Annotated in this window: 22 protein-coding genes; 3 read left to right on the forward strand and 19 right to left on the reverse strand. The window is 42.9% G+C overall.

Annotated features, from left to right (window positions below; genetic code table 11):
• Nucleotides 1–6: 6 nt before the first annotated feature.
• The 7 genes from HFD99_RS09620 to HFD99_RS09650 form a co-directional block, all read right to left on the reverse strand.
• Nucleotides 7–795 (reverse strand): ABC transporter permease, encoded by a 789-nt coding sequence (locus HFD99_RS09620; protein ID WP_013312456.1) that lies wholly within the window; start codon nt 793–795, stop codon nt 7–9.
• Nucleotides 796–801: 6 nt separating this feature from the next.
• Complete coding sequence (locus HFD99_RS09625) at nt 802–1623, reverse strand: ABC transporter permease (protein ID WP_016822759.1); 822 nt, start codon at nt 1621–1623, stop codon at nt 802–804.
• A gap of 27 nt (nt 1624–1650) precedes the next feature.
• Nucleotides 1651–2580, reverse strand: coding sequence for a nucleoside hydrolase (locus HFD99_RS09630; RefSeq protein ID WP_016822758.1), 930 nt, complete (start codon nt 2578–2580; stop codon nt 1651–1653).
• On the reverse strand, nt 2580–3653 hold the full coding sequence (locus tag HFD99_RS09635; RefSeq protein ID WP_016822757.1) for an ABC transporter substrate-binding protein: 1074 nt from the start codon (nt 3651–3653) through the stop codon (nt 2580–2582). Before HFD99_RS09635 ends, HFD99_RS09630 begins: the two co-directional genes overlap by 1 nt.
• A 174-nt stretch (nt 3654–3827) precedes the next feature.
• Nucleotides 3828–4172 (reverse strand): hypothetical protein, encoded by a 345-nt coding sequence (locus tag HFD99_RS09640; protein WP_013373571.1) that lies wholly within the window; start codon nt 4170–4172, stop codon nt 3828–3830.
• Between the two features lie 492 nt (nt 4173–4664).
• A complete protein-coding gene (locus tag HFD99_RS09645) occupies nt 4665–4961 on the reverse strand; it encodes a WXG100 family type VII secretion target (RefSeq protein WP_016822756.1) in 297 nt (98 codons plus the stop codon).
• A gap of 39 nt (nt 4962–5000) precedes the next feature.
• The gene (locus HFD99_RS09650) at nt 5001–6461 is read right to left on the reverse strand and encodes a lipase family protein (protein ID WP_016822755.1); all 1461 of its coding nucleotides are present in this window, start codon (nt 6459–6461) and stop codon (nt 5001–5003) included.
• 80 nt (nt 6462–6541) lie between these two features.
• Here HFD99_RS09650 and HFD99_RS09655 point away from each other — a divergent pair, with 80 nt between their 5' ends.
• A complete protein-coding gene (locus tag HFD99_RS09655) occupies nt 6542–6889 on the forward strand; it encodes a hypothetical protein (RefSeq protein WP_016822754.1) in 348 nt (115 codons plus the stop codon).
• 251 nt (nt 6890–7140) lie between these two features.
• On the opposite strand, the gene HFD99_RS09660 is transcribed toward HFD99_RS09655, so the two are convergent.
• The 10 genes from HFD99_RS09660 to HFD99_RS09705 are packed head-to-tail and all read right to left on the reverse strand — an operon-like array spanning nt 7141 to nt 19117.
• Nucleotides 7141–7287, reverse strand: a complete 147-nt coding sequence (locus HFD99_RS09660) for a hypothetical protein (RefSeq protein WP_016822753.1) — start codon at nt 7285–7287, stop codon at nt 7141–7143.
• 27 nt (nt 7288–7314) lie between these two features.
• Nucleotides 7315–8709, reverse strand: a complete 1395-nt coding sequence (locus HFD99_RS09665) for a hypothetical protein (RefSeq protein WP_016822752.1) — start codon at nt 8707–8709, stop codon at nt 7315–7317.
• A 21-nt stretch (nt 8710–8730) separates the two neighbouring features.
• Nucleotides 8731–10758, reverse strand: coding sequence for a DUF4163 domain-containing protein (locus HFD99_RS09670; RefSeq protein WP_123797761.1), 2028 nt, complete (start codon nt 10756–10758; stop codon nt 8731–8733).
• 17 nt (nt 10759–10775) lie between these two features.
• Nucleotides 10776–11843, reverse strand: a complete 1068-nt coding sequence (locus HFD99_RS09675; protein ID WP_123797762.1) for a hypothetical protein — start codon at nt 11841–11843, stop codon at nt 10776–10778.
• 41 nt (nt 11844–11884) lie between these two features.
• Entirely contained in the window at nt 11885–13258 is a 1374-nt protein-coding gene (locus tag HFD99_RS09680) for an N-acetylglucosaminidase (RefSeq protein WP_123797763.1), read from the reverse strand.
• A gap of 25 nt (nt 13259–13283) precedes the next feature.
• The gene (locus tag HFD99_RS09685) at nt 13284–14732 is read right to left on the reverse strand and encodes a discoidin domain-containing protein (RefSeq protein ID WP_167440876.1); all 1449 of its coding nucleotides are present in this window, start codon (nt 14730–14732) and stop codon (nt 13284–13286) included.
• Nucleotides 14729–17575 (reverse strand): phage baseplate assembly protein V, encoded by a 2847-nt coding sequence (locus tag HFD99_RS09690; RefSeq protein WP_123797765.1) that lies wholly within the window; start codon nt 17573–17575, stop codon nt 14729–14731. The genes HFD99_RS09685 and HFD99_RS09690 overlap by 4 nt, the downstream gene beginning before the upstream one ends.
• Before the next feature lie 48 nt (nt 17576–17623).
• A complete protein-coding gene (locus HFD99_RS09695) occupies nt 17624–18001 on the reverse strand; it encodes a DUF4280 domain-containing protein (RefSeq protein WP_017428631.1) in 378 nt (125 codons plus the stop codon).
• 14 nt (nt 18002–18015) lie between these two features.
• On the reverse strand, nt 18016–18528 hold the full coding sequence (locus HFD99_RS09700) for a hypothetical protein (RefSeq protein ID WP_016822743.1): 513 nt from the start codon (nt 18526–18528) through the stop codon (nt 18016–18018).
• Complete coding sequence (locus tag HFD99_RS09705; protein ID WP_123797766.1) at nt 18512–19117, reverse strand: hypothetical protein; 606 nt, start codon at nt 19115–19117, stop codon at nt 18512–18514. The genes HFD99_RS09700 and HFD99_RS09705 overlap by 17 nt, the downstream gene beginning before the upstream one ends.
• A 370-nt stretch (nt 19118–19487) precedes the next feature.
• On the opposite strand from HFD99_RS09705, the gene HFD99_RS09710 reads away from it, so the two are divergent.
• A complete protein-coding gene (locus HFD99_RS09710) occupies nt 19488–20672 on the forward strand; it encodes a GAF domain-containing sensor histidine kinase (protein WP_117288796.1) in 1185 nt (394 codons plus the stop codon).
• A 131-nt stretch (nt 20673–20803) separates the two neighbouring features.
• Here HFD99_RS09710 and HFD99_RS09715 read toward each other — a convergent pair whose 3' ends face one another.
• Complete coding sequence (locus HFD99_RS09715) at nt 20804–21760, reverse strand: nucleoside hydrolase (RefSeq protein WP_013373589.1); 957 nt, start codon at nt 21758–21760, stop codon at nt 20804–20806.
• A 214-nt stretch (nt 21761–21974) separates the two neighbouring features.
• Between HFD99_RS09715 and HFD99_RS09720 the strand changes: the two genes are divergently transcribed.
• Nucleotides 21975–22568 (forward strand): hypothetical protein, encoded by a 594-nt coding sequence (locus HFD99_RS09720; RefSeq protein ID WP_017428635.1) that lies wholly within the window; start codon nt 21975–21977, stop codon nt 22566–22568.
• Nucleotides 22569–22644: 76 nt separating this feature from the next.
• Here HFD99_RS09720 and HFD99_RS09725 read toward each other — a convergent pair whose 3' ends face one another.
• Entirely contained in the window at nt 22645–23253 is a 609-nt protein-coding gene (locus HFD99_RS09725) for a pentapeptide repeat-containing protein (RefSeq protein WP_167440877.1), read from the reverse strand.
• Between the last annotated feature and the right edge of the window lie 13 nt (nt 23254–23266).

A 23266-nucleotide genomic window follows, 5' to 3' on the forward strand; every position in this document is an offset into this window, starting at 1 on the left:
CCTCCATTACCTTTTAGTGAAGTAAGACAATCCCATCAGTCGTTCAATCAAGAACATCAGGATACCCGTTAAAATCATCAGCATAACCGAGATCGCTGCAATCGTCGGGTCAAAGTAATTTTCGACGTAAGTCAGCATTTGAATAGGCAGAGTGCTGAAGCCCGGTCCTGTCATGAAGACGGAAATGTCGACATTGTTGAATGATTCCAGAAAGGCAATCAGGATAGCCGCAATAATACCTGAGCGGATGTTGGGTAGAACCACCTTGAAAAAGGTTTCCAGCCGTCCAGCTCCCAAACTTAGCGCTGCTTCCTCAATCGCAAAATCAAAGTTAGACAAACTGGATGCAATGACTCTAATAATGAACGGCAGCATAATCACCGTATGTCCGATCAAAAGTCCAGCGTATACCGGTAAATGGTACACAATGATCAAATAACGCAGCAGTGTAAAACCAAGCACAATACCTGGTATAAGCAACGGGGAAAGGAACAAGGCATTCAGCGCATCCTTCCCGCGAAAGGAAAACCGACTAAGTGCATACGCGGCTGGCATACCGATGAGCAGTGCCAAGATATTGCCCAGCAGAGAGACGACAATCGATGTTTTGAATGTGGACATAAACAAATCCACTTCAAAAATATTTTCATACCAGCGCAGGGAAAAGCCCTGCGGAGGAAATTTTAATACCGTGCCCGGCTCGAAAGAAGTGACCGATATGATCAACAGCGGACCGAGCAGAAAGATGAAGACCAGCAGGCTAAAGAAGCCTAGTCCGTAATGTTTCTCCCGCATATCCACCTACCCCTTCGGATTGAGTTTATGGGCCGCCTTATTTAAGAGACCGACCACGATAAATGTAATAGCAATCATAATTGTTGCGATAACAGAAGCTAAAAACCAGTCGTTAAGCGTCATCGCATTTTGATACAAAAATGTAGCGATAACCCGCTGTTTTCCTCCCAGCAGTGCTGGGGTCGTATAAGCGGTCAGGCTGCCCACGAAAACAAGAATGCTTCCAATGATCAGACCCGGAACAGACAGCGGGAATACAATTTTACGAAATGCACTGAATCTGGAAGCTCCAAGACTCTGCGCAGCATGGACAAGGTCACCGTCGATATTTTCAAGCACACCAATCAGTGAAATAATCATCAGCGGTAAAAACAAATGGACCAGACCAATAATCATCGCTGCCGGAGTGTACAAAATATTCAGCGGTTCATCCACGAGTCCTAAACTGATGAGCACGTTATTGAGTAATCCCTTGCGGCCCAATATAACCATCCAGCTGAATGAACGCACCACCGGACTCGTCAACAAGGGAAAGATAGCCAGCGCCAACAAAATCCCTTTACGACGCGGGGCCTTTTGTGAAATATAATAAGCCGTCGGAAAACCGAGCAATACGCATACGAGGGTCGTTACGACACTGACCTCCAGCGTAGTCAGCAATATTTTCAGAAAATAAGGGTCCTTGAAGAAATGGAGATAGCCTTCTAGGGTGAATGAGCTGTTCTGTACGAAGGTCGAACCGATCGTCAACACAATCGGAATGACCATGAACACCGCCAGAAAGAGCAAACCTGGCAGCAGCAGCCAATACAAGTATGTTTTCTTCATGGGTAGCTCCTTGCGGTTATCAAAATGTTATTCCTTGTTCAGCACCTGGATAAACAGTTCCAGAAAAGCTTCGCTGTCCACCTGTTCGCACACAGTCATATTGGGACTATGATTGAGGCGGTTCTGCACATCGCCTACCGTTTGTCCGTCACATATGCGACTGGAGGTTTCCACGTCGACATATAACAGCGAGGTATCAACTATCCTCGAATTCAATGCCACACCTACAGCAAGCGGATCATGAAGTGCACACGCTTTTACGCCGTTGCGTTCTTCATAACGCTTGGTATACACAGCCGTGCTTTCAGCTACATAATTACGAATCTCCGGACGGGTCAGACGAGCAATATGATCGGCAGTCAGCAGTGCCTTCCGTGTTACATCCAGCCCCACTTGTATCAATCGTCCAAATCCTGCGTGAAATACGATCCGTGCGGCTTCAGGATCCGCATACATGTTATACTCCGCTACAGGTGTGATATTGCCGCATCCGTGAATAACGCCGCCCATAAAAATGACCTCATGGACGTGATCCGTCAGATCGGGACACTTCAGCAGCGCCAACGCCAGATTGGTGAGCGGTCCGGTGCAAACCAGCGTTACTTCCCCCGAGTGAGCCATCACAGTCTCAATGATAATATCTGGTGCGAAACCTTCGGATGCAGAGATGGCTGGGACTATTCCGCTCAATGCGCCTCCGATGCCGTCTTCTCCATGAACACGGTGCTCGTGCAGGCCTTTGCGTATTAATGGAGCCTCTGCCCCCCGATAGACCGGAATATCCGGTCTATCCAGCAGGTTGAGGATTTTGCATGTATTCAGTGTTGCTTGCTTAAGTGAAACATTACCGCATACTGTAGTAATCGCTTGGATATCCAGCTGACCACTTTTGGCCGCAAGTAAAATACCCAACGCATCATCAATGCCTGTATCTACATCTAATATGATCTTTTTCATTATTGTGCAACTTCCCGGTTCCAGCGATCTGTCCATGCCTTGATATGATCGTTAACGAATTTCATATCCAGCTTAGTCAGCTTATTCACTACATCTGCACCGTACGTAATTCCCTCTGTATCCGCACCAGACAGTACCACCTGTGTATTCACCGGAGAATCAACCTTTGCTTTGGCAGATTTTTCTTGAACTTCCTTGCTCAGCTGCCAGTTGATAAATTCCTCAGCCAGTTCCTTCTGGTCAGACCCTTTTACTACATTAACTGTGTTCATTACTGCGTAGGCACCCTCGTTTGGAGCCACGAATTTCGCCCCTGGCACAGCTGCCTGCAAATCTTTGAAGTACATTTCCATAATCGGACCGCCCGCAATTTCCTGCTGGCTAAACATATTTACGAACTCAGACGTTTTACTATAAAACTTAACAATATTCGGACTCAGCTCTTTCAGTTTCCCAAAGGCTTGGTCTTCATTAAATTCCTTGCTGCCCGCTACCTTGGAGGCCGCATCCACCATCATCGGCCCAGCCGTTGCCGTAATATTCGGCAGAGTCACGTTTCCTTTGAATTCAGTGCCCCACAGATCAGCCCAGGAATTCACATCTTTTTTCACCAGCTCCGGATTATAGGCAATACCGAGGCGTCCAACTGTATAAGCAGGTCCATATTCCTCACCCAGCGGTGCTTTGGCAATATCATAAATTTGATTCAAGTTCGGCACTTTACTGCGATCCAACTTCTCGAATAGCCCTTGTTGAATCCCCTGTTGGGCATAATAATCAGACAGATAAATCAGATCGACATCCGTGCTGCCTTGACTGATTTTGTTCAATCGCTCCGCATTATTTCCGATTTCTACAACAATATCAACGTTATGCTCCTTTTCAAAAGGTGCGTACACTTCTTTATTAAAAAAGTCCTCGGAGAAGCCCCATGTGGAAATAACTAGTTTCTTTTTCCCATCAGCTGAGCCATCTTTTCCATCTGCCTGACCACCAGTAGCATTGCTGCCGCAACCTGCCAGTACCACAGATGCCAAGGTCACAGCCATAAATCCTTTAAACCACTTTTTCATATGAAACTCCCCCTGTTTTTTATTCTGCACACCTTATGACACAAAAAAGAAAAGTACTCTTGTAAAACAAGAATACTTTTCTTCGTAAACAAAGAATAAGTTGATCCCGCTGCGCGTTATAACAGGTTCTCCCCTCAGATAGATCCGAAGCGAAAAGCCGAATATCCAATTTTATTAGGATTCTTTCAGTATGATGTTCGTAATGGCCCACTGCGTTGCTGAATCATAATCGCGCAGTAAAGCTTCTATATCGAGCTCCATATCCTCAATCAGCTTCTCGCGAAGTCTCTTCTTGTACAGCATGGACATTCGGAAATCCACTTCCAGCTTCAAGCCGGGGGCTTCCACTTCCAATGCCGCCGAGCGTGGAGAACGCCGGTGCTTCGCTACAAAGGTAACAATGTTGTTCTCAACGGTGGCCCGCAACAGCGTGGTCCCGAAGCCGAACAGTTCCTTTGAAACTTCATTGTAAATCTGGCACATCCGCTTCTTGCTTTCGTTACTGTCGAGCAGCGTCATGAACCCACCCTCATCAGCATATTACGTACAATCAATCTTTCAACACGATAGATTATACATAAATATACGATAAATAGCAAACTAAAATCCCTGATTCAATAGTATACATCGCGAAAAAGCGAACAATATGTCGAACTTTGTAGCTTTAGAACATTTTTTACACTTACCGACTTCAAAAATCTCGGTTTAGATCCATCCTACCAAAGGGCTGATAACAACGAAAGGAAATAAGTAGCTATTTCCATTGATCAGATGAAACTTACATTAACTGTAGCCCGTACAACAATGCTCCAAAATAACAGCAACTTCAAGCTACAGACTCCAAAGATGCTATTTTCGCATTTCGGGAGATATTTTTTCTTCTACTATATATGTATTTTTTATGTACACACCATTAAACCGTACCCCGCAGAAGTCCCCTAGCGATAGTACGGTTCTTTTAAGTTATGTAGCTGGCACAACAACATAAAGTTAGCTATGATATACGCCTAATCACCATTGTACTGCTCGTTTGCGCTTTTCTTCCCGCCGATCAGCTTCTTCCATTTTGCGAATATAACGTTTCAACTGCTCTTTATGCTCATCCAACTCGTGTATCCGTAATGTGGTTCCTTGGAGGAACGCCTCCATTTTGCGTGTTAATTCAGCAGCTGATTCACCCCGCCAGTCTTGCAGACGACTATATATAGTTTTCATCTGTTGCTCCTGATGCTGAAGTCTTTGCTTTAGCTGCTCGCACTGCTGTACAGCCCTCCGCAGATCCCCCAGGCTCAAAGATATTCTGCTCATCTCTTTCGCCTCCCGTTGTGTTCTTCCAGCTGCTCTTTCTTATTGATCCACCATCGTAAATTCCTGACCCTTGCGATCGATGTACTCTGCTATCTCTGTAATCGATTCCTGATACCAGCGATTAATTCGATCCAGTGTCGCCGTAGCACTATGCGCAAGCGGGGTCAAAGACTGACTTTCACTTGTTCCGATATGAGCCTGAAATAACTGAATGGACGTACGGGTATCACTAGAAAATCCATGCAAGCTAGAGCGCATCTGATTAGCCGCATGCTTTAGCTCTTCAGGTGTTAATTGAATTGTACCCCCATTTTTGTTGCCTACAAAATAAGCTCCACCATTAGCGCGGCCATTTTGTTGGCCTGCTCCCATCAAATTCACACCTAGGGCATTAGCAGCAAACTGACCGAAGGCACCCAGTTGTCCACCGTAGCGTTCGACCAAATCGCCCATAACTTGCTTGAGCTCTGCCTGCGCAGCCAGCATTTGCTCGTACGCTTGGACCCGCGGATTTCCTTCTACCAATTGTCCATCCATGGTGTACAGCGGATTGCTAATATTGCCATTTTCATCAAATGTGAAATGATCCATGCTATGCGTTGCTTCACCCAATACCGAATTATAGAACTTGGTAATTGCATCTTGCTGCATCATGGGCAACGTAATTGGGACATAAACAATGGGAGTCCATTTGGGTCCCAAAAAAAAATTGGCCCATTTATTTTCTCTTTCGACTGGTAATGAAACAGGAACAGTGATTTTGGCTGCATTAGCTGTCTTATAATCATTGTCTATAAAGTAGGTTGCACCCACATGTGGCTGTGCATCTTTAACCCCTGAACCGATGGTATCCTTCGGATTGACATAGGCAACATTCGTCTTTTGAAAATCGCCGTTTTCCACCTTCTTTTGAAGATCATCCGATAAAAGATGGACAATGCTTGGTGCATTATAACTGACTGAAGACAGCCCGTTCCGTACCGCCACATACTCTGCCTCCGCTCCTCCCAGAGAATGGCCTGTGGTAGATATTTCAGCAGAGGGGTATTCCTTTTTTACGACATCATATAGATTTTGAGCTTGTGTAAATTGATTATTCTGATACTTTTCCTCATATTGAAGAAATGCAGTTTGCACTTGTGGTGGGAGTTTAGCCACCTCTTCCTTATTATTTTCATAATAATGATGGACTTCTTCCAACGTTTTTGCGCGTCCTCCGACGACATCGCTGATGTCCGTCCCCCAGTCCATCGCCACGCTCCACTTGGGCCGATCTGGAGGTTCTGTCCCCCTATAACCGATGATCACCTGATTGGTTTTTTCGTTATGGAATACCGTCGCATCGAATCCAGAACCGTTTGTGTCATGCAGCATAGCACCTTCAGGTTCAACAATCTTCCAGTCAGGAAGAATTCTGCTCTTAGCATCTTTAGCAGTCAAATCCCGGTCATACACTCTATCTGCAATGGTCCAATATGTTTTGTCGTTAATGTAGGTCAAGTTATTCCCACCTTGTCTATTGTGTAAATATATTATAGAGTTATGAAAAAAGGTGATTACCAGAAAAGGAGAATTGTAACTTGAACAGAAAAATCCAACTGATTCTGGCACTTATTTTAATTATTATGTATTTAGGAGGTTGTTCCAGCTTGTCCGACAAAGAGAAAAAAGAATTAGTAGACGTCGCCACTCCGATCGGCGTGGAATTTATTAAAGAACACTATAATGCTGATTTCATACTAAAAGATTATGTTGTGGACGATCCGGCTATCCACTCAAGAATATATCTGTATGGGTACATTAAAGGTCACGAAGACAGCAAAATTACTATTTATTACAGTTATAAAACCAAAGAAGTAATCGACGTCTCTGGGCCAGATTGGTTTATCGACAGCGAAGTTCCCAAATACAAGACCCCTTCTTCCTGAGAAGGGCTATTATAAATGTTAACGTCTAATTTTTCCCAAATTAAGAAGTAGTATAATTATAGTGCATCCTATTTACGAGTGATATAGCCGAGAGGAAAAATAAGTATAAAGTCATTGGATTCAGTATTTCTGGTCATAGTACATAGCTTGGGCGGAATAGGTCTTTGTAACTGTATGTTAGGTGAAAGTTGCACAGATGAACATAGAAATAAGGCTCCTAAGGAGCCTTGTTTACACGTTGCCTGACTTATTTAACGTTTTTCACTTTGAGCGAGAGGCTGATTTATATAAATAAAAGGATATTCGCCTTTGCTTATTTTACGTTTCCATTCTTGAACCATATCTTCCTGGGTCGGCGTTTTCTCATTCACGATTGCTCCTGTAGTTACTTTAGCCATGCTTTTCCCCTCCCTTGGTGGTTTTATTTACTGCGTCTTTATCTTTTCTCCAGTCATTTTGATGTTTCCGTCCATTTCGACCAAACTCGTTTTACATTTTAAACCGATGGCATCTTTGGCTGTGACTTGTATGGTGTTACCCGCATTGAGTACTAGGTTTCCATCAGCCTTAACACGGATGTCCTTTTTACTGCGCAATTCGATGCCATGGTCATCTAGCAGTCGAATCACTACTTCATCGTCGTTCCCCGTGATTAAAATTTCATTTTTCTCAAATATAATGGCTTTGCGGTACTTGGTCATAAAGATCTTCGTGGACGGGTCCTTAATAAAGTCGCCCCCTTTGGATCTCTTGCGGATTGAATGAGTTACGATGGCGTCCTTTTCTTTAGCGGTCGGAAAGTAAATGTCTACAAAGTCAAACAACTCCGGCATACAGTACCATCCTGTATTTCCTTCCGATGTATAAAATGTAGCCGTTGGAAATGCGTAGGTTTCCTTTACGTTCGGCTTGACCTTGTCTATTTCGTAAAAGAAAACCTTCACATGATCCTGCTCGATTCCAATGACCTTGGACTTCAACGAGATGCCACGAATGCTCTCATTTACAATCAAATCCTGCTTCATTCCATCCGCTGTAGTCAGCACATACTCATGCCACAAAGCACTATGACGTATAAACGCCACAGACTGCAGGACGTATAAAGTTTTCCCTTTAAATTTAACCTCAGCCCCAATTTGCAGTAGGACATCTTTGGCTCCTGTCGTTTGCACTTTATAATACAAAAGGTTGTCGTCCTTGCCGGAACCTGGTTTGGTTTTTCTGGTCATGGAGTAGTTATACTGTTTGAGCTCGCCTTGATTCGCACCATTCGGTAATCCAAAATAAAACTGAGGTTTTTCTCCAATCGGATCAGGTATCAGTCCCCAACCGAGTCGAGACGCTATACGCTTCAAAAACGACCAGTCTGTTTCGTCGAATTGCATCGTAAATTCCTGTAAAAGCTGATCTTTTAAGCGGCTCGTACAATTGGCTTTGGGATAGGATTTGAGCACATGTTCGAGCAATACTTGCAGCTTCATCTTTACATTTTGAAAAGTTTGTCTATGAAGCACTTCATCCAGCTGGCTTGTATAGGATAGAGCTTCGACGACCAAATGGGCTACATTGGACACCAACTTGATTCTAAACTGCGCGACTAATCCTCGAAATAATACAATCTGTTTTTGATCATCATTCACATAAGATACAACTAACTTCGCCCCTGCTTCCATATGATCTGCATATTCTTCCATTTGGGCACCCGTTAACACACCTGTCAAAAAGACTTTCACATGCTCATTCATTTTCTGTACAACTTTAACTTTCGGGTTTTTAAGAGATAAAACCGTCCCGTTATACTTGATGATTGGATATCCCATGTTACCGCTCCCTTTTGTCGGTTAATTTACGTTTATCCGTTGTTTGCTTACATATTGAACGACATCTTGAATGGTTTGATTATGTCCCTGATCGTTAAGAGTCTCATCTAATGCAGGGAGCGTGGTAAAAGTTTTATTTTTTTTCTGAAAATAAATATCCGCTATAGGGAATTCATCAACTCTACCAGGCCCATGAATCCCGTTGTCAACATCGGCAATGATGATAACATCCTTCAATCCATCCTTATTCACATCCTTGAAGGCCACTGCTTCTACTCCTCCGTAACGTGCAACCCACTCACGGTTCCCGTAGAAATTGGGGAATGGATATAGAATATGTCCTTGGTCATCCAGTAGGAAGAAAAAGAATTTACGAAAACCTTCTGGATACCCATATGTGGATACAAAACGTACTTTTCCAAAGCCTTCGAGAGTAGTTTGAAAAGACTGCGACTCTTCAATTTCATATTGGTCGGTATCCAATTTTTCACCGCCAACTGTGGAAACAGACTGATCCTCAACAGAACTTAGCTCACTCCATAGTTCCTCATTCTGCCTGATATTCTCTGGAATTTGTGCAAAATGAATTTCATACTCCGCATGGTCCCCTACTACATGAGCCATAGGTACACTCATCCCCAACGAATCATTTGTGAGATAACTAAACGATTCCATTTCTACTTCCGCAAGCGAACCTTTGGTTACATCTGCGTTTGCTAACAATTGCATCAAATCATCTTTTGTGAAATCACCGATTAATCCTTGTTGCTCCGGCTGAACAGCTGTAATCTTCCCGCTTTTTATAAGCTCAATAAAAGGTTTCTCGACTTTTACCAAATCCCTCAATCCTATCCTTGAAGCCTGCTTCATATCCAGGTTCGTCGTATAAAACATATGAGTAGGATAGGCTGCGTCCTTCACATAACGAATACCCTTATATTGAACGCTCAAGAATCGTTCACTTTGTCGTTTGATCTCATAATCAATTTCGACATGAACTCCAGAATTGGAATCCGCATAGTTTTGTAACCCTTCTAAAGCATCAGTCTTAAGAATTTGGTTTAAAGATTTTTGCTTTGCAATATCCTTGAGTTTTGTAATTTGAGGGTATTTAATCACGATCCCATTTTTTGAATACTTCTCTCGAGTGAGCTCATAGCTTTGCGGTTCACCATGGGTATTCGAGGCGATGCTATATTCGGAATCAATACGGACTTCTCCACTTTTGGAGAACTCAATGATAAGGTTTTGTTCAGAATCCTCACTGTTTATTAAGAAACCATCGCCGTGGTCTAAAACCTCGATACTCATGCTATCATGTTGTCGATTCTCAATAATAATAGGCCCATTCATATCCTTGTTCAGTTCCCACGCATCTGGGAGCTTCATCTTACCTACATCTATACTTTTCTGCATCCACTTTTGTCCAGACAACTCCCACAAATCAACAAATACGGGGTCTGGATGATATATGGAAACATGTCCCCCTAAACACAACTGTATTCCTTGGTCTGAATCTCGAACCACAAAGGCTGTAGTCAATTCTGGCCCGCCATCCTCAATCATCTGGGCGAGTACAAGTTGCTTCGAACTCCACCACTGAATAAATGTGTATTTATCTCCGATCGTACCTGTCAGCGTTTTAGGTGCTCTATAATTCATAACCCTAACGTTTAGCTGCCCACTTTTTAAATGAAACGATTTTGTTAAGATAGTGAAATTGTTATCGAACTTTTCTACTAATTCTCCATCCTTCATCTCTACACTTTCTGGCTCGTTTAACAACAAATTAAGTTCCTGTGTGAACTCCTCAAGCTTGTTTTGTCTGATATCAGAATCCTTATTCTCATCGTTGACTATACGAAGTTTTTGAACTAACGCATCCAACATTTTCGAATAAGAAATCGTTTTAACGTCATTTTGGAGAGAAAGTGTATGATTTGTTTCTGTTGCTGGAGGATCCTGTCCCTTCATGCATCCATTCAGCACTACACAGGAAATGAGTAATAACAGCACGTAACAAATTCGCACATACTTCAAGTAACTCATGCTGGAGATCACGCTTTCTACAATTTATCGTTCATCTCTATACTCATAATCTTCCACATGCCTGACTGCTTTTCTAACGTAAATACAAGTCCTTGGTTTGATTCCTCTTCTTCTGAGCTACTCTTTACCAAAAACACCCGCTGATTAGCCTCATAAGCAATCTCTTTTACATTCAAGTCTAATCCTGTATAGTCCATAGCGGAAAAATCTATGATACTTTCAAAATTATTTTTTGGACTTGCTGACAAAGCAGTAAATTCCGCCATTTCAGGCAAGTGTATAAAGAAGCGATTCCTAAGATAATGATCCTCCAAATAATTTTGAATAATGTCTTTGGGATCCGTGGGATATACAAATTTTTTATTCTTATTTTCATATAGTACTTTTGTTTTTTCGGGTCCGGTACTGTCGAATTTTTGATAAGTTATTATTGTATGTTTCTGAGTATCCTGAAAACGGTAGTAACTCACATCCTCAAAAACACCATCTTTATTAATGTCCTCTAGCTTCCTGCTCCCTTGCCCTGTTGCTTCTGGATAATTGTAATTCAGGTTGCTAATTCGGTTATGGTCTACAGTAAATATAGAGAATCCTTCGGCCTCATCCACTTCGCTAGTGGAATATACAACTATAAATTTTTGTTCTGTTTGATCCAGCTTCATAATTTTCATGTCTGTATTAAGATGTGCAACCATAACTGGGTCCTCTAATTTACCAATGATGTGATAGCCAGCATCCTCCCGGACTACAAATATGTTGTCAATCCCCCCTTTTTCTAATCCAAAAGCAAGCACATATTCCAGCTTTCCATCACGGTCCAAATCTTCTTTTAATACTTTTTGAAGCTGCTCATTTGGGGGTTGAATTTTTTTTATAAACTGATCTAAGGTGTTAGAATCTTGCACATTAGTTTTCCCAGTATCCTCCACAGTAACTTTACTAGTACCTTCCGTTATCTCAGGACTAACAACAGTTGATGTAGATGGTTTAGGAGCGATATTTTTTACCTCGGCCTCTTTATTCACACCACAACCACTAAGAATTAAAACAACTAAAACGAGTGCAAATAAATTATCACTAATCACACTTTCCCTTCTTTCAAAATGCCTATTTTATACTAGCTTGATTACCTTGATGAAGCCTGTGTAGGTTCAGGACAAGCCGTTGCAGGCATATTCTTATATACGGGTATTCTAAAAGTAAGAGGTGCATCTACGGTTTTAAGACCCTTGGAAAAGCGATCCGATTTTACATAAGCATCCATAATATTCGTGGCATACTGCTTACTAACAGTTCCGTTACTCCTAAAGGAATTTACATTCCACTTTAAGCTATAAAGCGTATCTTGCCCTGTTTGAATATAATTCCTATAAATCCATTTACCTCCGCCAATTATTGCACTATCGACAGAATTCCAATTCTCTGACTTAGCTTTTTTTGCACCATTTTTGAGCGCACTCCCATCGTTTGCGCCAATGCCATACATATTGTACCATCCGATATATCCCGGAACCTGTCCCTTACCTAAAGTTGAAGTTCCGCCTCCTGATTCAACCATAGCTTTTGCTGCTAAAAATACTGCACTCGCTTCATTGCCACCTGCCTTTAAGAATACATCCCCTTTATTAGCCAAGCTCTTGCTTAGCACTTTATTAACAGCTTCTTTATTTTGGGTGTTCTTATCATACTTTCCCGACAAAAATTGAAATACACGAGACTCAGTCAAAAAATTACGCGGGTCTAAAAAATATGAAACTGCCTTAGGAGAAGCAGCGTTATATCCTCTATCATATTTGAACTTAGGGTCTCTCCAAGATGGTGAATATCCATATTTGTCTACTTCCGTACATACCAGTCCATTTTTCATTTCTGCCTTGAGAAAACTATTAAAATCTACATTTGTTTCTTCTGCTATAAAGCGCCAAGAAGGATGCTGCTTGTGTAATTTTAATAGAGCTGGCCTGTATGATTCCGGAAATTTAGCAAGCTCAGCTTCAAAGCTATCATTTCCTGATTTATCAGGAGGTGCTTGTTCAGTTTTAGAACCATCCTTTGATTTATTGGTAACTGGTTCTTTTGGTGGCTCTTTAATACTAGTATCAATCAGCCCCAACTTCTCTCGAATGGCTCGTCCCGCCTTCTCAGCAGCTAACTTTTCCCTGATATTCCCGCTTGCCTCTGCAGTCATCCAGCGGATTGTTTCTTTTTTCATTTCCTCTTGAGCCCACTTGGGGAATGTGGCCATTTCACGTAATTTGCTTCGCAGCCCCCCTGCTAGCTTTTGTGCTTTACGCATGCCTACCTCATCACCGTTGGCTTGAGCGATGTACCAGTCCTCTTTGTATTTACGCAGCCAGGACTGGGCCCAGTCGGGGTAATTCAGTTTCTGTTTCTTCTGTTCTGCCACCAGATCAAAAGCCTGTGCTTTTCTGTGTGCATTAGCGGTTGTTAAAGCTTTCAACATAGGGGTTGCACCAAACGTTGGCTCTTTCCATTTCATAGGCTATCTCCCTTTTGTAAGAATGCTAGAAAAGCCGTATATCAGAAATGCATGTATCCTGATATTTTGTTCCACGTTCAACTGATAAAATCGTAAGTTTGATAAATGAGGTATGAATAGGCTCCTTAAATTTTTTACGTGTGTTAAAATCATTCATTTCTAAAGAGGAACCATCCGAGAATTCCAGTTTTAGTTGTTGAACTCTATTATTCTCCCGATAACTTTTTTCAGACTTAGCATATCCATTAATAATTTGGATGCCATTTACCTTTTGTAAAGAGCCCAGGTCTAATACTATTGTTTCTCCTTCCCCGTTGCCGTTCACGCCTTCACACCATGCAGTAGATGAATCTCTATCTACCAAATTTTTGGCGTCATAAGTTTGCGTGCCTTTACTTGGCAGAGTCGATGAAGCTTTAATTTGATGCACTTTTATCTCACTTTCATACTTAGAAAAGTCATTAGCGGTGTAAAACCACTGCACAGGTGTCGCCATATTTTCATTAATTATAGTGATAGATGCGACTTTACTTTCTAAACCTGTATTTATATTCAGTTTATAGTTAGATGGCGAGTCTAACTTTTCAAACCATACCTCCGAACCATCTCGAGACATTAAGGGCTGTTCCATCCCCTTGCCTAAAAGGCGCCGCTCTTCATTATTTAAATTTAACAAGTACGTTTTATTTACAGACATGGAATCAATAGAGTAGATTAATTGATTCTTCTGAGTCCATTGGTTGACTATCGCCATACCAGAATCTATATGGATTTTCTTAAGGATTCTATAATCCGATACATCAAATATAACAAGATTCTGCTGGCTGTCGGTAAAACAAAACTGGGTACTATCTGGTGAAAATTGTCCTAGATGAATGTCATCTATATCTATAGAACTTCCATCTAAATGAATAGCTGTTGATTGTTTTGTTACCGTATCATATATATACGTTTTATCTTTATCCTCATATAAATACTTGGTTAAATCAGGAGAAATTACCGGACGGTTATAAGGTAGCTTAAATTCATTGACTTTGTTACCCGAATCCAAATCATAAATCTGTACTATTAATTTCGCTTCATTAAATAAATCTAATACGAATGCGACTTGACTCCCATCTTCTTGAACTCTCCCTACATCTACATAGGAATCTCGATATTTCTCTTTATCCTCCTTCGGCTGTAGGAGACTAATCAGTTTCTTGGCATTTAAGAACCGTTCGACTTTTGTCCCTTCCAGCTGAACTAAATAGGTTTCAGGATCTTCTCTGCCTTCTTCTATCGTTACAGCCCACTCTTTCTTATTTTTTTCTTTAACAAGCTCCGTTTTATCATTTTTATTAGTTGATGCCATCACTTCTGAAGTCACACCTACTGTTTTCGAAGAAAAAGAAGTGGGGTCTTTTGGAGAAGCATTACATGCTGACAACATAATTAAAAAAAGAATGACTAATATGCTTCTGATTATCTTCACTTTGTTCTATCCTTCCGATCAAGAATAGCTAATCCTTCTACAGGATTAGCTTTTTCATTTAATGAGTTCTTCACCACGCCTACTGAACTCAGAAATCTGACATACTCGTCTTTATGAACCGTTATACAAGCTGTCGAAGTTGGTTTAGGCTTTTTATCAGCATTATAGCCCTGGTGTATATTTACACCTTCTGCTGTGCACTCCTTTTTTTGACTTCCTTTGGTTGCTGGAACTGGTGCACCATTCCGAATACGCAAAGCAGGATAAGTACTCAAATGCAACCCGCCTACAAACTCATATACTCCATCTTTAACCGTTTTATACTTGCTCTCATAATCAGGAAGTGTGCTGGCATTTTTGCTTGTATACTTAATCTCGCCGTCTATCACCACAATTGCCATTGCTCCATATCGACCTTCCGGGTGGTCTTCTTGTTTATAACTATAAGAACCATCCCCTTCAAAGAAAAACACAAGCGGTGCTTTACGATTCGAGGACAGCTTCTTTTGAATGATACTGTTATTGGTATAATCGTTTACTCTGTACAGAGCCCGGGCTTGATTACCTTTTATGCCTTTACTACTTATATAGCTTTCAATCTTTTTCACCGCTACCAATCCATCTTTATAATCCTTAGGATCTAATGGCTTCGTTTCCTCTTTCAACGGTTTATCAGGAGTAGTCGGCGTCTTCTTGCCCGGTTCCGTTTTCGTTGTTGGAGCTGCTGGCGTTGCAGCCTTATTAACCTTAGGCCATGGAAGAATACCATTGGCTACTTGATGCAGGTATACGGCCAGTACATCCCGACCATAGCCCTTATTCTCCAGGCCGTATTTTTCCGCAAAATCATGCAGTGCGGCGTTAAGCTCTTTATCCCAATCGCCTGTAGTTGGTAGCTTGTACGAGAAGCTGTCTGGATACTTCTTGGCAAGCTTGTTCAAATTCTCTCTGGCAAGCTGACTGTTCACCCCGTACTTACTCCGCAGAGCGGCCGCTTCCTTAGCCATAGCCTTTTGGTCGGCAACGGTCAGCTTATGGGCCGCATCTGCGTATTGCCCGGACAGTTCCTCCAGCCGATTCGCATCCAGATAGGATTTGGCTGAATGACCACGAATCAGCTCGTTGATTAGCACGTTGTCACGCAGTTGGTTGGCGAGAAGATGCATCTGCTTTTGCTTGACCTTGTCGTTTGCGCCATGCGCTTCCCACCATTGGGACGTGTATCCATGCATTTGCGCTCTGGCCCAGGCAGGCATACGATCTATTTCTGCCACCTGCTGACGCAATTGCTTGGCCTTGGCCGCTGCTTCCTTGGCCCCCTTTTTGTCCCCTGCTGCCACGGCCTTGTAGTAGTCGGCTTTGTACTGAAGCAGCAAATCCTGTACCCATTGTGGATATCCCTTCCCCTTCAATTCTTGAATCAGGGATTGATAAGCTTTCAATTCGGCATCAGGCATCTGATTTTTCATGAACTTACTAGCCTTGATATGAAGTGTTCCATCGGTTCGGATATAGCTGGTTTTGCACGTCAGAGATATTTCGCGAGTAGCGGTCATCTGTACCTTTTTGCCATGCAGCACCAGGTCTGTATCGGCGTGAAAGGTAAGATCGTGATGACTGTACACGTGAATACCAGATGCAGGATTTAAGCGTACAAGTATCTTGTCTTTCTGGGTAGAGAGGGCCAATTCCTTATCATCGAATCTCGCCACTTTTTGTGATTTGGTATGAAGCAGCTTTCTGGATGGCTGGCTGATTTCATCTCCTGTGTAGTCTCTCTTACGCAGGGATTGAACTACACGAGCTTCCTTTTCTTTGTTGGATGGGAAATACAAATGGACATGATCCCCAAGCTCGGGCATGCAATGCCAGCCGATCCCATCACCGGTATACATAGTAGGGTAAGTAAACCAGCGCCCTTCAGCCTTGGACTGCGTGGAATCTACGGACAAGTGAAGTTTAACGGATTCGTTTTCGCTATTTAATTCAATAACCTTCCCTTCAATAGAAGCACCTTTGATAAACTGATTATGTATAACCTCCCTCGGAATGCCCGCTTCTGGAACGAGAACGTAGTCATATGTCATAATGCCCTGCTTCATCTCTGCATGAATCTGATCAATAACCCAATGCTTTCGTCGAAACAAGACCACATCTCCAAGTTCAAAACGTTTCGTGTCCTCCACTTCAGCATACGTATACTGGGGGCCTGACTTTGTTTTTTGGAGGGAAAAGTTAATGCTGCTCAGTTCACCTTTCACCTGTTCTTTTGAGGTACCTAACCATAGTCGCGGAAATACGGATGTAATCTCGGCAATCAGTCCAGTGTGCAGATGAGAGGCCATCCTTTTCAGAAACTCCCAATCACTCTCCCCATACTGAATAGTAAAGCCGCCGAGCTTTTGGTTGCTGTCTGTCAGGTCAATAAAATCGCCGTGTGGATAGCTATCTATAAGCTCCCGAAACAATTGATAATACGTCAAGCTGCTGTTTTGAAACGAACAATTTTTCCGTTGTCGATCCAGCATATATGTAAAAGAGGCTGCCTCTATGTACATGTGATATACACCATTTTTGAATCCAATTCTAATATGGGTGACGATTCCTTTAAAGATGCTTACTGTGCCTCGATCTTCATCCATCTCGTATACCTCTAGCACATCCTCATCATGCGCTAAAACATCATATTTCGCATGATCTTCATCCGGTATGAGAGCAGTGATGTACACTTTGCCGTGCTCATTTACCTTCAGTGTCAATTGAACATCCAGTAGACGGACAATTTCATACGGCGCATTCACTCTAATATTTCCATAAGTCAGCACAGTTCCTGCCAGTCCCATCTTACTCCCTCCATTTGTCTTAACATGTGATGTTTCTACAATGAGCAGCTATTCCTGCCCATCTGACGTGAATGAAATTTTTCCGCACCACATGCATAGGTTCGTGGAGCAGCTCATCAGAGCCGGAGATTGATCTACGTATACATCCTTCTTTCCATTCAACCAAGGCATAGACACGCTCGGTATGCAGGGTTGCGGAATGATTCTCCCAGAATTGCCCTTGTTAGCAGAAGAAACTGTAGGATTGTGCATACTACGGCACATGCCGAAAGATGGGATATGCGTCTGCGGGTGAAAATCCTGAATATTCCCCTGCAATTTATCACCAATACTAATCCCCCTGTTAGCTGAAACACTAAACCTGCCCGAATGACTTCCATAGGTACACTGTATCTGTGCCCCGTCCACTACATAGCTCTCACTCATGATCGGACTCTCCTTTATATAGACGGCCTCTCCGTATCGACCTTTTGTAATTTCAAGCCAGCCAGATTAAACTTCAAAATACATTCAGCTACATCTAGGTCCACAATGATATGCTGATTGGCATGCTGAACCCTGAATATCTTATGATTCTCGACTGCATATTCATCTAAAATGATTTTCTTCAGTGTACCGTCCCTATGACATTCGCTAAGTGGTGATAAACACATCAGGCTAGGCGGATGAGCCAGCCAATACCTCGTTTGCTGCATACGCTGCATATCAGCAAAAACAATCAGCTTCCAGCGTAATCCGGCTTGGTATATATCAAAGATTTCCTTTAGTTGCTCAGAAACAATGGCTACTGGTTGCTCTATAAAATCAATATAGTCCGCATCGCCTGATACATAACATTGCAAAATAGACTCTTCATCAGTACACAATGAGCGTTCTGCCCATTCCAACATTTGTCTACGATTTGTCTCTACTGGAAACATATACTCTGTAATACGATTATCCTGTTGAATCATGTAGTACTCCATAAGCTGTTGGATACACCACCTCACTGATTCCTTTATACTCTCCTATTCTTATTTCCAAATCGTTCTCGCATTTCAATGCTTGGAATTCAGGGAGTTGTACAGCCTGCTGTATAGCGTCTTTAGCTAATTTCAAAATGTATTGATGAAATTCCCACGCAACCTGAAGGACATATCGCTCGACATCAGGCTGAATAACCTTATTCATATAAGGTTTTCGAAGCTGATTCAGTTCGTCCTCCAGTTCTGCCAACAAGCTGAACGACCAGACTGCATCATAGAATCCATGACAAGGACGAGGATCAAAATACCAGTTTGGGCCATAGACTTCGATGATATAGTTATAAATACGCTCCCTTAGATACGTGCGCCTCATAGAATAGGTAATGTAACCAATTGCTGTCTTGTCCGCTTCTGCAGAATTGGCTTGTAAGCAAATCGTTTGAAAAGATTGGATAAAGGAAAAGATAAGCTCTTCTTTTCTATGCTCATATAAAACCGCTACCTGACGCAATTTATCATTCAACATATTTTCCCCATAGGTCTTATGGAAGTGTTCTAGGGCTTCCCGTCTATTCATAATCCCACCTCTGAACCTATTATATAGAATATTTACATGATATTACTGGTTCAATTCTCCTATTTTATTACACAATTTTCATATCATGAGATTACATATGAACTTATGAAAACAGAATGAAAATAATCATATTTCTTCGTGAATGTGTAATAATACAAACAAAAACCTTCCCAGAAAGGCTAGCATTCGGCCTGCGACATGAAGTTTTGTGCAAACGAATAGGTAATTGGAAATAGAAGACTCAGGTTATAACGAAATAATCATGTATAATTAAGGATACGCTCCAACAACACTTTCAGAGAACCAGAAATGGGGTACACAAACTACTAGAGTTTTGATAACCACCACTTTGCATCAGGATTGGAGACACATGACTACTTCACCTACAGGTTTTTATAATAGTATTCAAGAAGCTACCGCACACGTCATTGATGTGCTGAGTGATATTTTACATGTAAATACCATTTTTATTGCCGCTAATGATGGGGTTACCAATGTGATTTTAGATTCATTTAACCGGGAAGAGGTACTGGTTCGCAATGGTGAGGAGCTTCCTTTTGAGCTTAGCTATTGCAGTCTAGTGCTGAACCATTCCGCCGATTATCTCACCATTTCGGAAACGTCTACTCACCCGCATACATGTGGTTTAGATGTGACTAAAACCATTGGGAACCACTCATTTACAGGAATTCCTATTCGCATGAAAGATGGTCAGGCTTACGGAACCATTTGTGTTTTGGATGCGCCATCTGCCCATTTGACAGAAACGGAAATAAAGGCTCTTCAGGCTATGGCTGTATTTCTGGGTTATGTGGTAGAACTGGAAAAAGACAAGTTCGATGCTGAAGTCTCTTCTATGAACAAGCTGGATTTGATTTCTTCCCTGAGTAATAAAATTCGGTTTTCGCTCACTGAAATTTGGGGAGCCACGGATCTCATGCTGACCACGGAGTTAACAGAAGAACAACAGCAATATATGAGTATCATGGAGTCGAGCAGTCGCTCACTTTTGATGCTGCTGAATAATATTTTGGATTATAGCAATATTGAATCCAGACAGATTGATGATCTTGAGGACCCATTTGACCTGAGAACGATGATGGAAAATGTGTTGAGCTTGTACACAGAAGTAGCTGTGCAACGGAATTTAGAATTGAAGCTGGATTGGAATCTTGCCAGTTCGCCTATTTTTATCGGGGATGAGGCTAAAATTCGGCGTATGCTGATTAATTTGGTGGATAATGCAGTGAAGTTTACAAGCACAGGATCAGTCATCTTATCTGCAACCACTCAATCTGTGACCGATGCGCCTGAGGTTGAATTGGAAGTACGGGTGAAGGATACCGGAATTGGTATATCTCCGAATAAGCTGAAATTGTGGCTTGAGCATGACCATGGGTACTCTCCCTCATATGACAATCCCGGCTTGGGTTGGCAGATTACCAAACAGCTGTTGAAACGACTGAATGGTAAAATGACAGGGATTAGCGAACCTGGTAGAGGGACGGAGATTACGCTCCAGTTTACCCTGAAAATATACCAGGAGTCAGCCTGAACAAACGGTAGGCTTGCGATCATATTGGGCCAATTAATAAAACCCGTGACAGATAGCGTCACGGGTTTTAGCTATGCATACGCACTAGGCAGTATGATCACTGTATGCCACACGTTTGTGGACAGTTGGACTTAGTAACGTTTGGGAGCAGCCTGCTTGGCCAAATCCGCCATATACGTAAAGAAAGCTTCCGGGTCTGTATCATATACCAGGTTCACAGGGCGTCCATCCGCCTGTTCCACCGTTCTGCCCTGACTTGGGCCTTCTGCGATAACGCTGCAATGCACCGTCTTTTTCTTGACAATATCCGGGCGTCCTACAGATGCAGTGGTCAGTACATCCCACAGGTAATATGTTGAGTTGGTCTCGCTATACACGAGCGGAGGACATCCTGCGTAACAATTGCCCAGGAAATCAACGCCTTCATATCGGCGCTCGGCAGCCCAACGATTGCGTACGGCTGGAGTTAAAGGCACTTTGCTTGTGCTTTCCAGCGCTACCAGATCAATTGTGATGCCGCTTTGCCATACTCGATAGGCCGCTTCCGGGTCCCAGAACACATTCCACTCTGCGGTACCGTCATGCTCCGGCTCCTCCACATTCCCTTTTTCAAAGGTGCCGCCCATCCATACCAGCTTTTCAATCTTGGCTTCAATATCCGGTGCTTCATCCAGCGCCCGTGCCAGATCGGTTAGCGGTCCAGTGAATAGCAACAGCGTTTTACCTTCAGCTCCGCGTACCTTTTCAATTAGATGCTGATGAGCTGGCAGGGATGAAAGCGGTGCTTCCATTCGCCCCGATTCATTCAGCACAGGTAATGCATCTACATAGAAGGAATGTAAACGCCAAGCGGCAGGAAACGGATTTTTACCGCGTGAATTAGACTTGGCGACTTCAACAGGCCCTTTATTTTGTCCAAAACGATCAATAATTTTACGGCTGGCATCCGTCGCCGGCTCCAGGTAACCATCTGCTGGAATAACCGATACTCCGGTCAAATGAACCTGTTCCATCTGAAGCAGCATAAACAGGGATACTAGATCATCCACTCCACCATCATGATTAAAATAAACGTTTGTCTGACTCATCTGTCTCTTCCTTCCTTTATCCCCGTAAAACAGGCTTGTTCTTTTATCGGCAACCATCCTTCATTATGCCTGATCGCTACACAGGAGTAAATGTGTGATAGTACGTGCATCAGGGATTTTTTTATCTGCTCCATGCTTAAAAAAGGTAGAAATGTGTGTAATAACAGGGTAGAGGCATGGGTCCTAATCGGAAGCGTAGGAAGGAGAGATGCATATGACAGTCCGAACAATAGAAGAGTTGGAGCAGATCCGCAAAGAGTGTAAATCCATGGTGACGAAAAGGGCCGCAGCTTCAGGGGGAGCTGTATTGGTCCCCATTCCAGGGGCTGACGTTCTTGCTGATGTCGGCATTTTGATGCAGCTACTACCTGCCATTAATGAAAAATTCGGATTATCTGAGCAGCAGTTGGAGGGTCTGGATGCAGAAACAAAGTCGATGGTGTATGGCTTTATCACTTCAATTGGCAGCAAGCTAATCGGACGACTCATCACCCGAGAAGCCATCGTGAAGATTTTGCAGAAAATGGGCATTCGCATCGCCACCAAGCAGGTTAGCAAGTTTGTCCCTCTACTGGGGCAAGGACTAGCCGCAGCGATTGGCTTTACTGCAATGCGGACCATTGGCAACCGGCATATTGATGAGTGCTACGAAGTGGCCAAACGCCTGCTGGAGCAGCAAACTGCCGCAGATACGGCACGCAACTGGACAGTACCACAACAGCCTCTAGATCCCGTGGGAGTTGATCAGTTGCCAAATCAAAATCCGGCAGCAGCGATTCCGCTACTGCCGGCATCCCATAAAGAATAATTTTTCAGACTTAGTATTCTCCAATTCTCCAGCACGGGGTAACACAGGTCGAGACAGCCCCTGTATCTCCGTGCTTTTAACCATCTACCTTGGCTCCGTAGGAGCGCGCCACTGCTACGGCCTGCTCGATATCCAGCTTGGCTCCAGTTATGTCCAGATCTTTAAAATTCACGCCATCCATCTTCGCACCGCGCAGGTCTGTTCCTTGAAGGTGGGCTTTGTGCAGCCTTACCCGAGTAAGATCCGCCTCCCGCAAATCTGCCTTTTCCAGATGGCATTCGGATAAATCAGCTTCCTTGAAGCGTATTTTTCGCAAATCCTGTTTTCTTAAATCTGCATGACGTAAGTTCGTATAGGACCAGTCTCCGCCCGTAATCGTGATCCCATCCATATTTGCTCCCGCAAAGTCTGAACCTACCAGCTTACAGTTATCAAAACGGACTACAAACAGATTCGCGCTGGTGAATAGACAATTGGTAAAAGCGGACTCCTTGTAGTGAGATGCATTCAGGATGGCTCCGGTAAAATCACAGTCCACAAAGGTACAACCTTCTACAAGAGACTCATTCATCTCTACACCCCGAAAGCGACAACGGGTAAACTCGCAATTTCTCCACTCGCCTTCTCTGGCATCCATTGAGCCAAAATCACGGCCTTCATAGACCTCATCTGTATAAAAGAACATATTTCCCTCTCCT

Source organism: Paenibacillus sp. EKM301P (assembly GCF_011800295.1).
In the GTDB taxonomy this organism is placed as follows: domain Bacteria; phylum Bacillota; class Bacilli; order Paenibacillales; family Paenibacillaceae; genus Paenibacillus; species Paenibacillus polymyxa.

Coding starts and splice junctions, on each gene's coding strand:
- HFD99_RS09645 (WP_016822756.1), bottom strand. CDS start 4,961: ATGAGCAGAATATCTTTGAGCCTGGGGGATCTGCGGAGGGCTGTACAG.
- HFD99_RS09620 (WP_013312456.1), bottom strand. CDS start 795: ATGCGGGAGAAACATTACGGACTAGGCTTCTTTAGCCTGCTGGTCTTC.
- HFD99_RS09680 (WP_123797763.1), bottom strand. CDS start 13,258: ATGAAATGGAAAGAGCCAACGTTTGGTGCAACCCCTATGTTGAAAGCT.
- HFD99_RS09705 (WP_123797766.1), bottom strand. CDS start 19,117: ATGAATAGACGGGAAGCCCTAGAACACTTCCATAAGACCTATGGGGAA.
- HFD99_RS09640 (WP_013373571.1), bottom strand. CDS start 4,172: ATGACGCTGCTCGACAGTAACGAAAGCAAGAAGCGGATGTGCCAGATT.
- HFD99_RS09635 (WP_016822757.1), bottom strand. CDS start 3,653: ATGAAAAAGTGGTTTAAAGGATTTATGGCTGTGACCTTGGCATCTGTG.
- HFD99_RS09700 (WP_016822743.1), bottom strand. CDS start 18,528: ATGATTCAACAGGATAATCGTATTACAGAGTATATGTTTCCAGTAGAG.
- HFD99_RS09660 (WP_016822753.1), bottom strand. CDS start 7,287: ATGGCTAAAGTAACTACAGGAGCAATCGTGAATGAGAAAACGCCGACC.
- HFD99_RS09695 (WP_017428631.1), bottom strand. CDS start 18,001: ATGAGTGAGAGCTATGTAGTGGACGGGGCACAGATACAGTGTACCTAT.
- HFD99_RS09725 (WP_167440877.1), bottom strand. CDS start 23,253: ATGTTCTTTTATACAGATGAGGTCTATGAAGGCCGTGATTTTGGCTCA.
- HFD99_RS09720 (WP_017428635.1), top strand. CDS start 21,975: ATGACAGTCCGAACAATAGAAGAGTTGGAGCAGATCCGCAAAGAGTGT.
- HFD99_RS09715 (WP_013373589.1), bottom strand. CDS start 21,760: ATGAGTCAGACAAACGTTTATTTTAATCATGATGGTGGAGTGGATGAT.
- HFD99_RS09665 (WP_016822752.1), bottom strand. CDS start 8,709: ATGGGATATCCAATCATCAAGTATAACGGGACGGTTTTATCTCTTAAA.
- HFD99_RS09690 (WP_123797765.1), bottom strand. CDS start 17,575: ATGGGACTGGCAGGAACTGTGCTGACTTATGGAAATATTAGAGTGAAT.
- HFD99_RS09710 (WP_117288796.1), top strand. CDS start 19,488: ATGACTACTTCACCTACAGGTTTTTATAATAGTATTCAAGAAGCTACC.
- HFD99_RS09630 (WP_016822758.1), bottom strand. CDS start 2,580: ATGAAAAAGATCATATTAGATGTAGATACAGGCATTGATGATGCGTTG.
- HFD99_RS09625 (WP_016822759.1), bottom strand. CDS start 1,623: ATGAAGAAAACATACTTGTATTGGCTGCTGCTGCCAGGTTTGCTCTTT.
- HFD99_RS09670 (WP_123797761.1), bottom strand. CDS start 10,758: ATGAGTTACTTGAAGTATGTGCGAATTTGTTACGTGCTGTTATTACTC.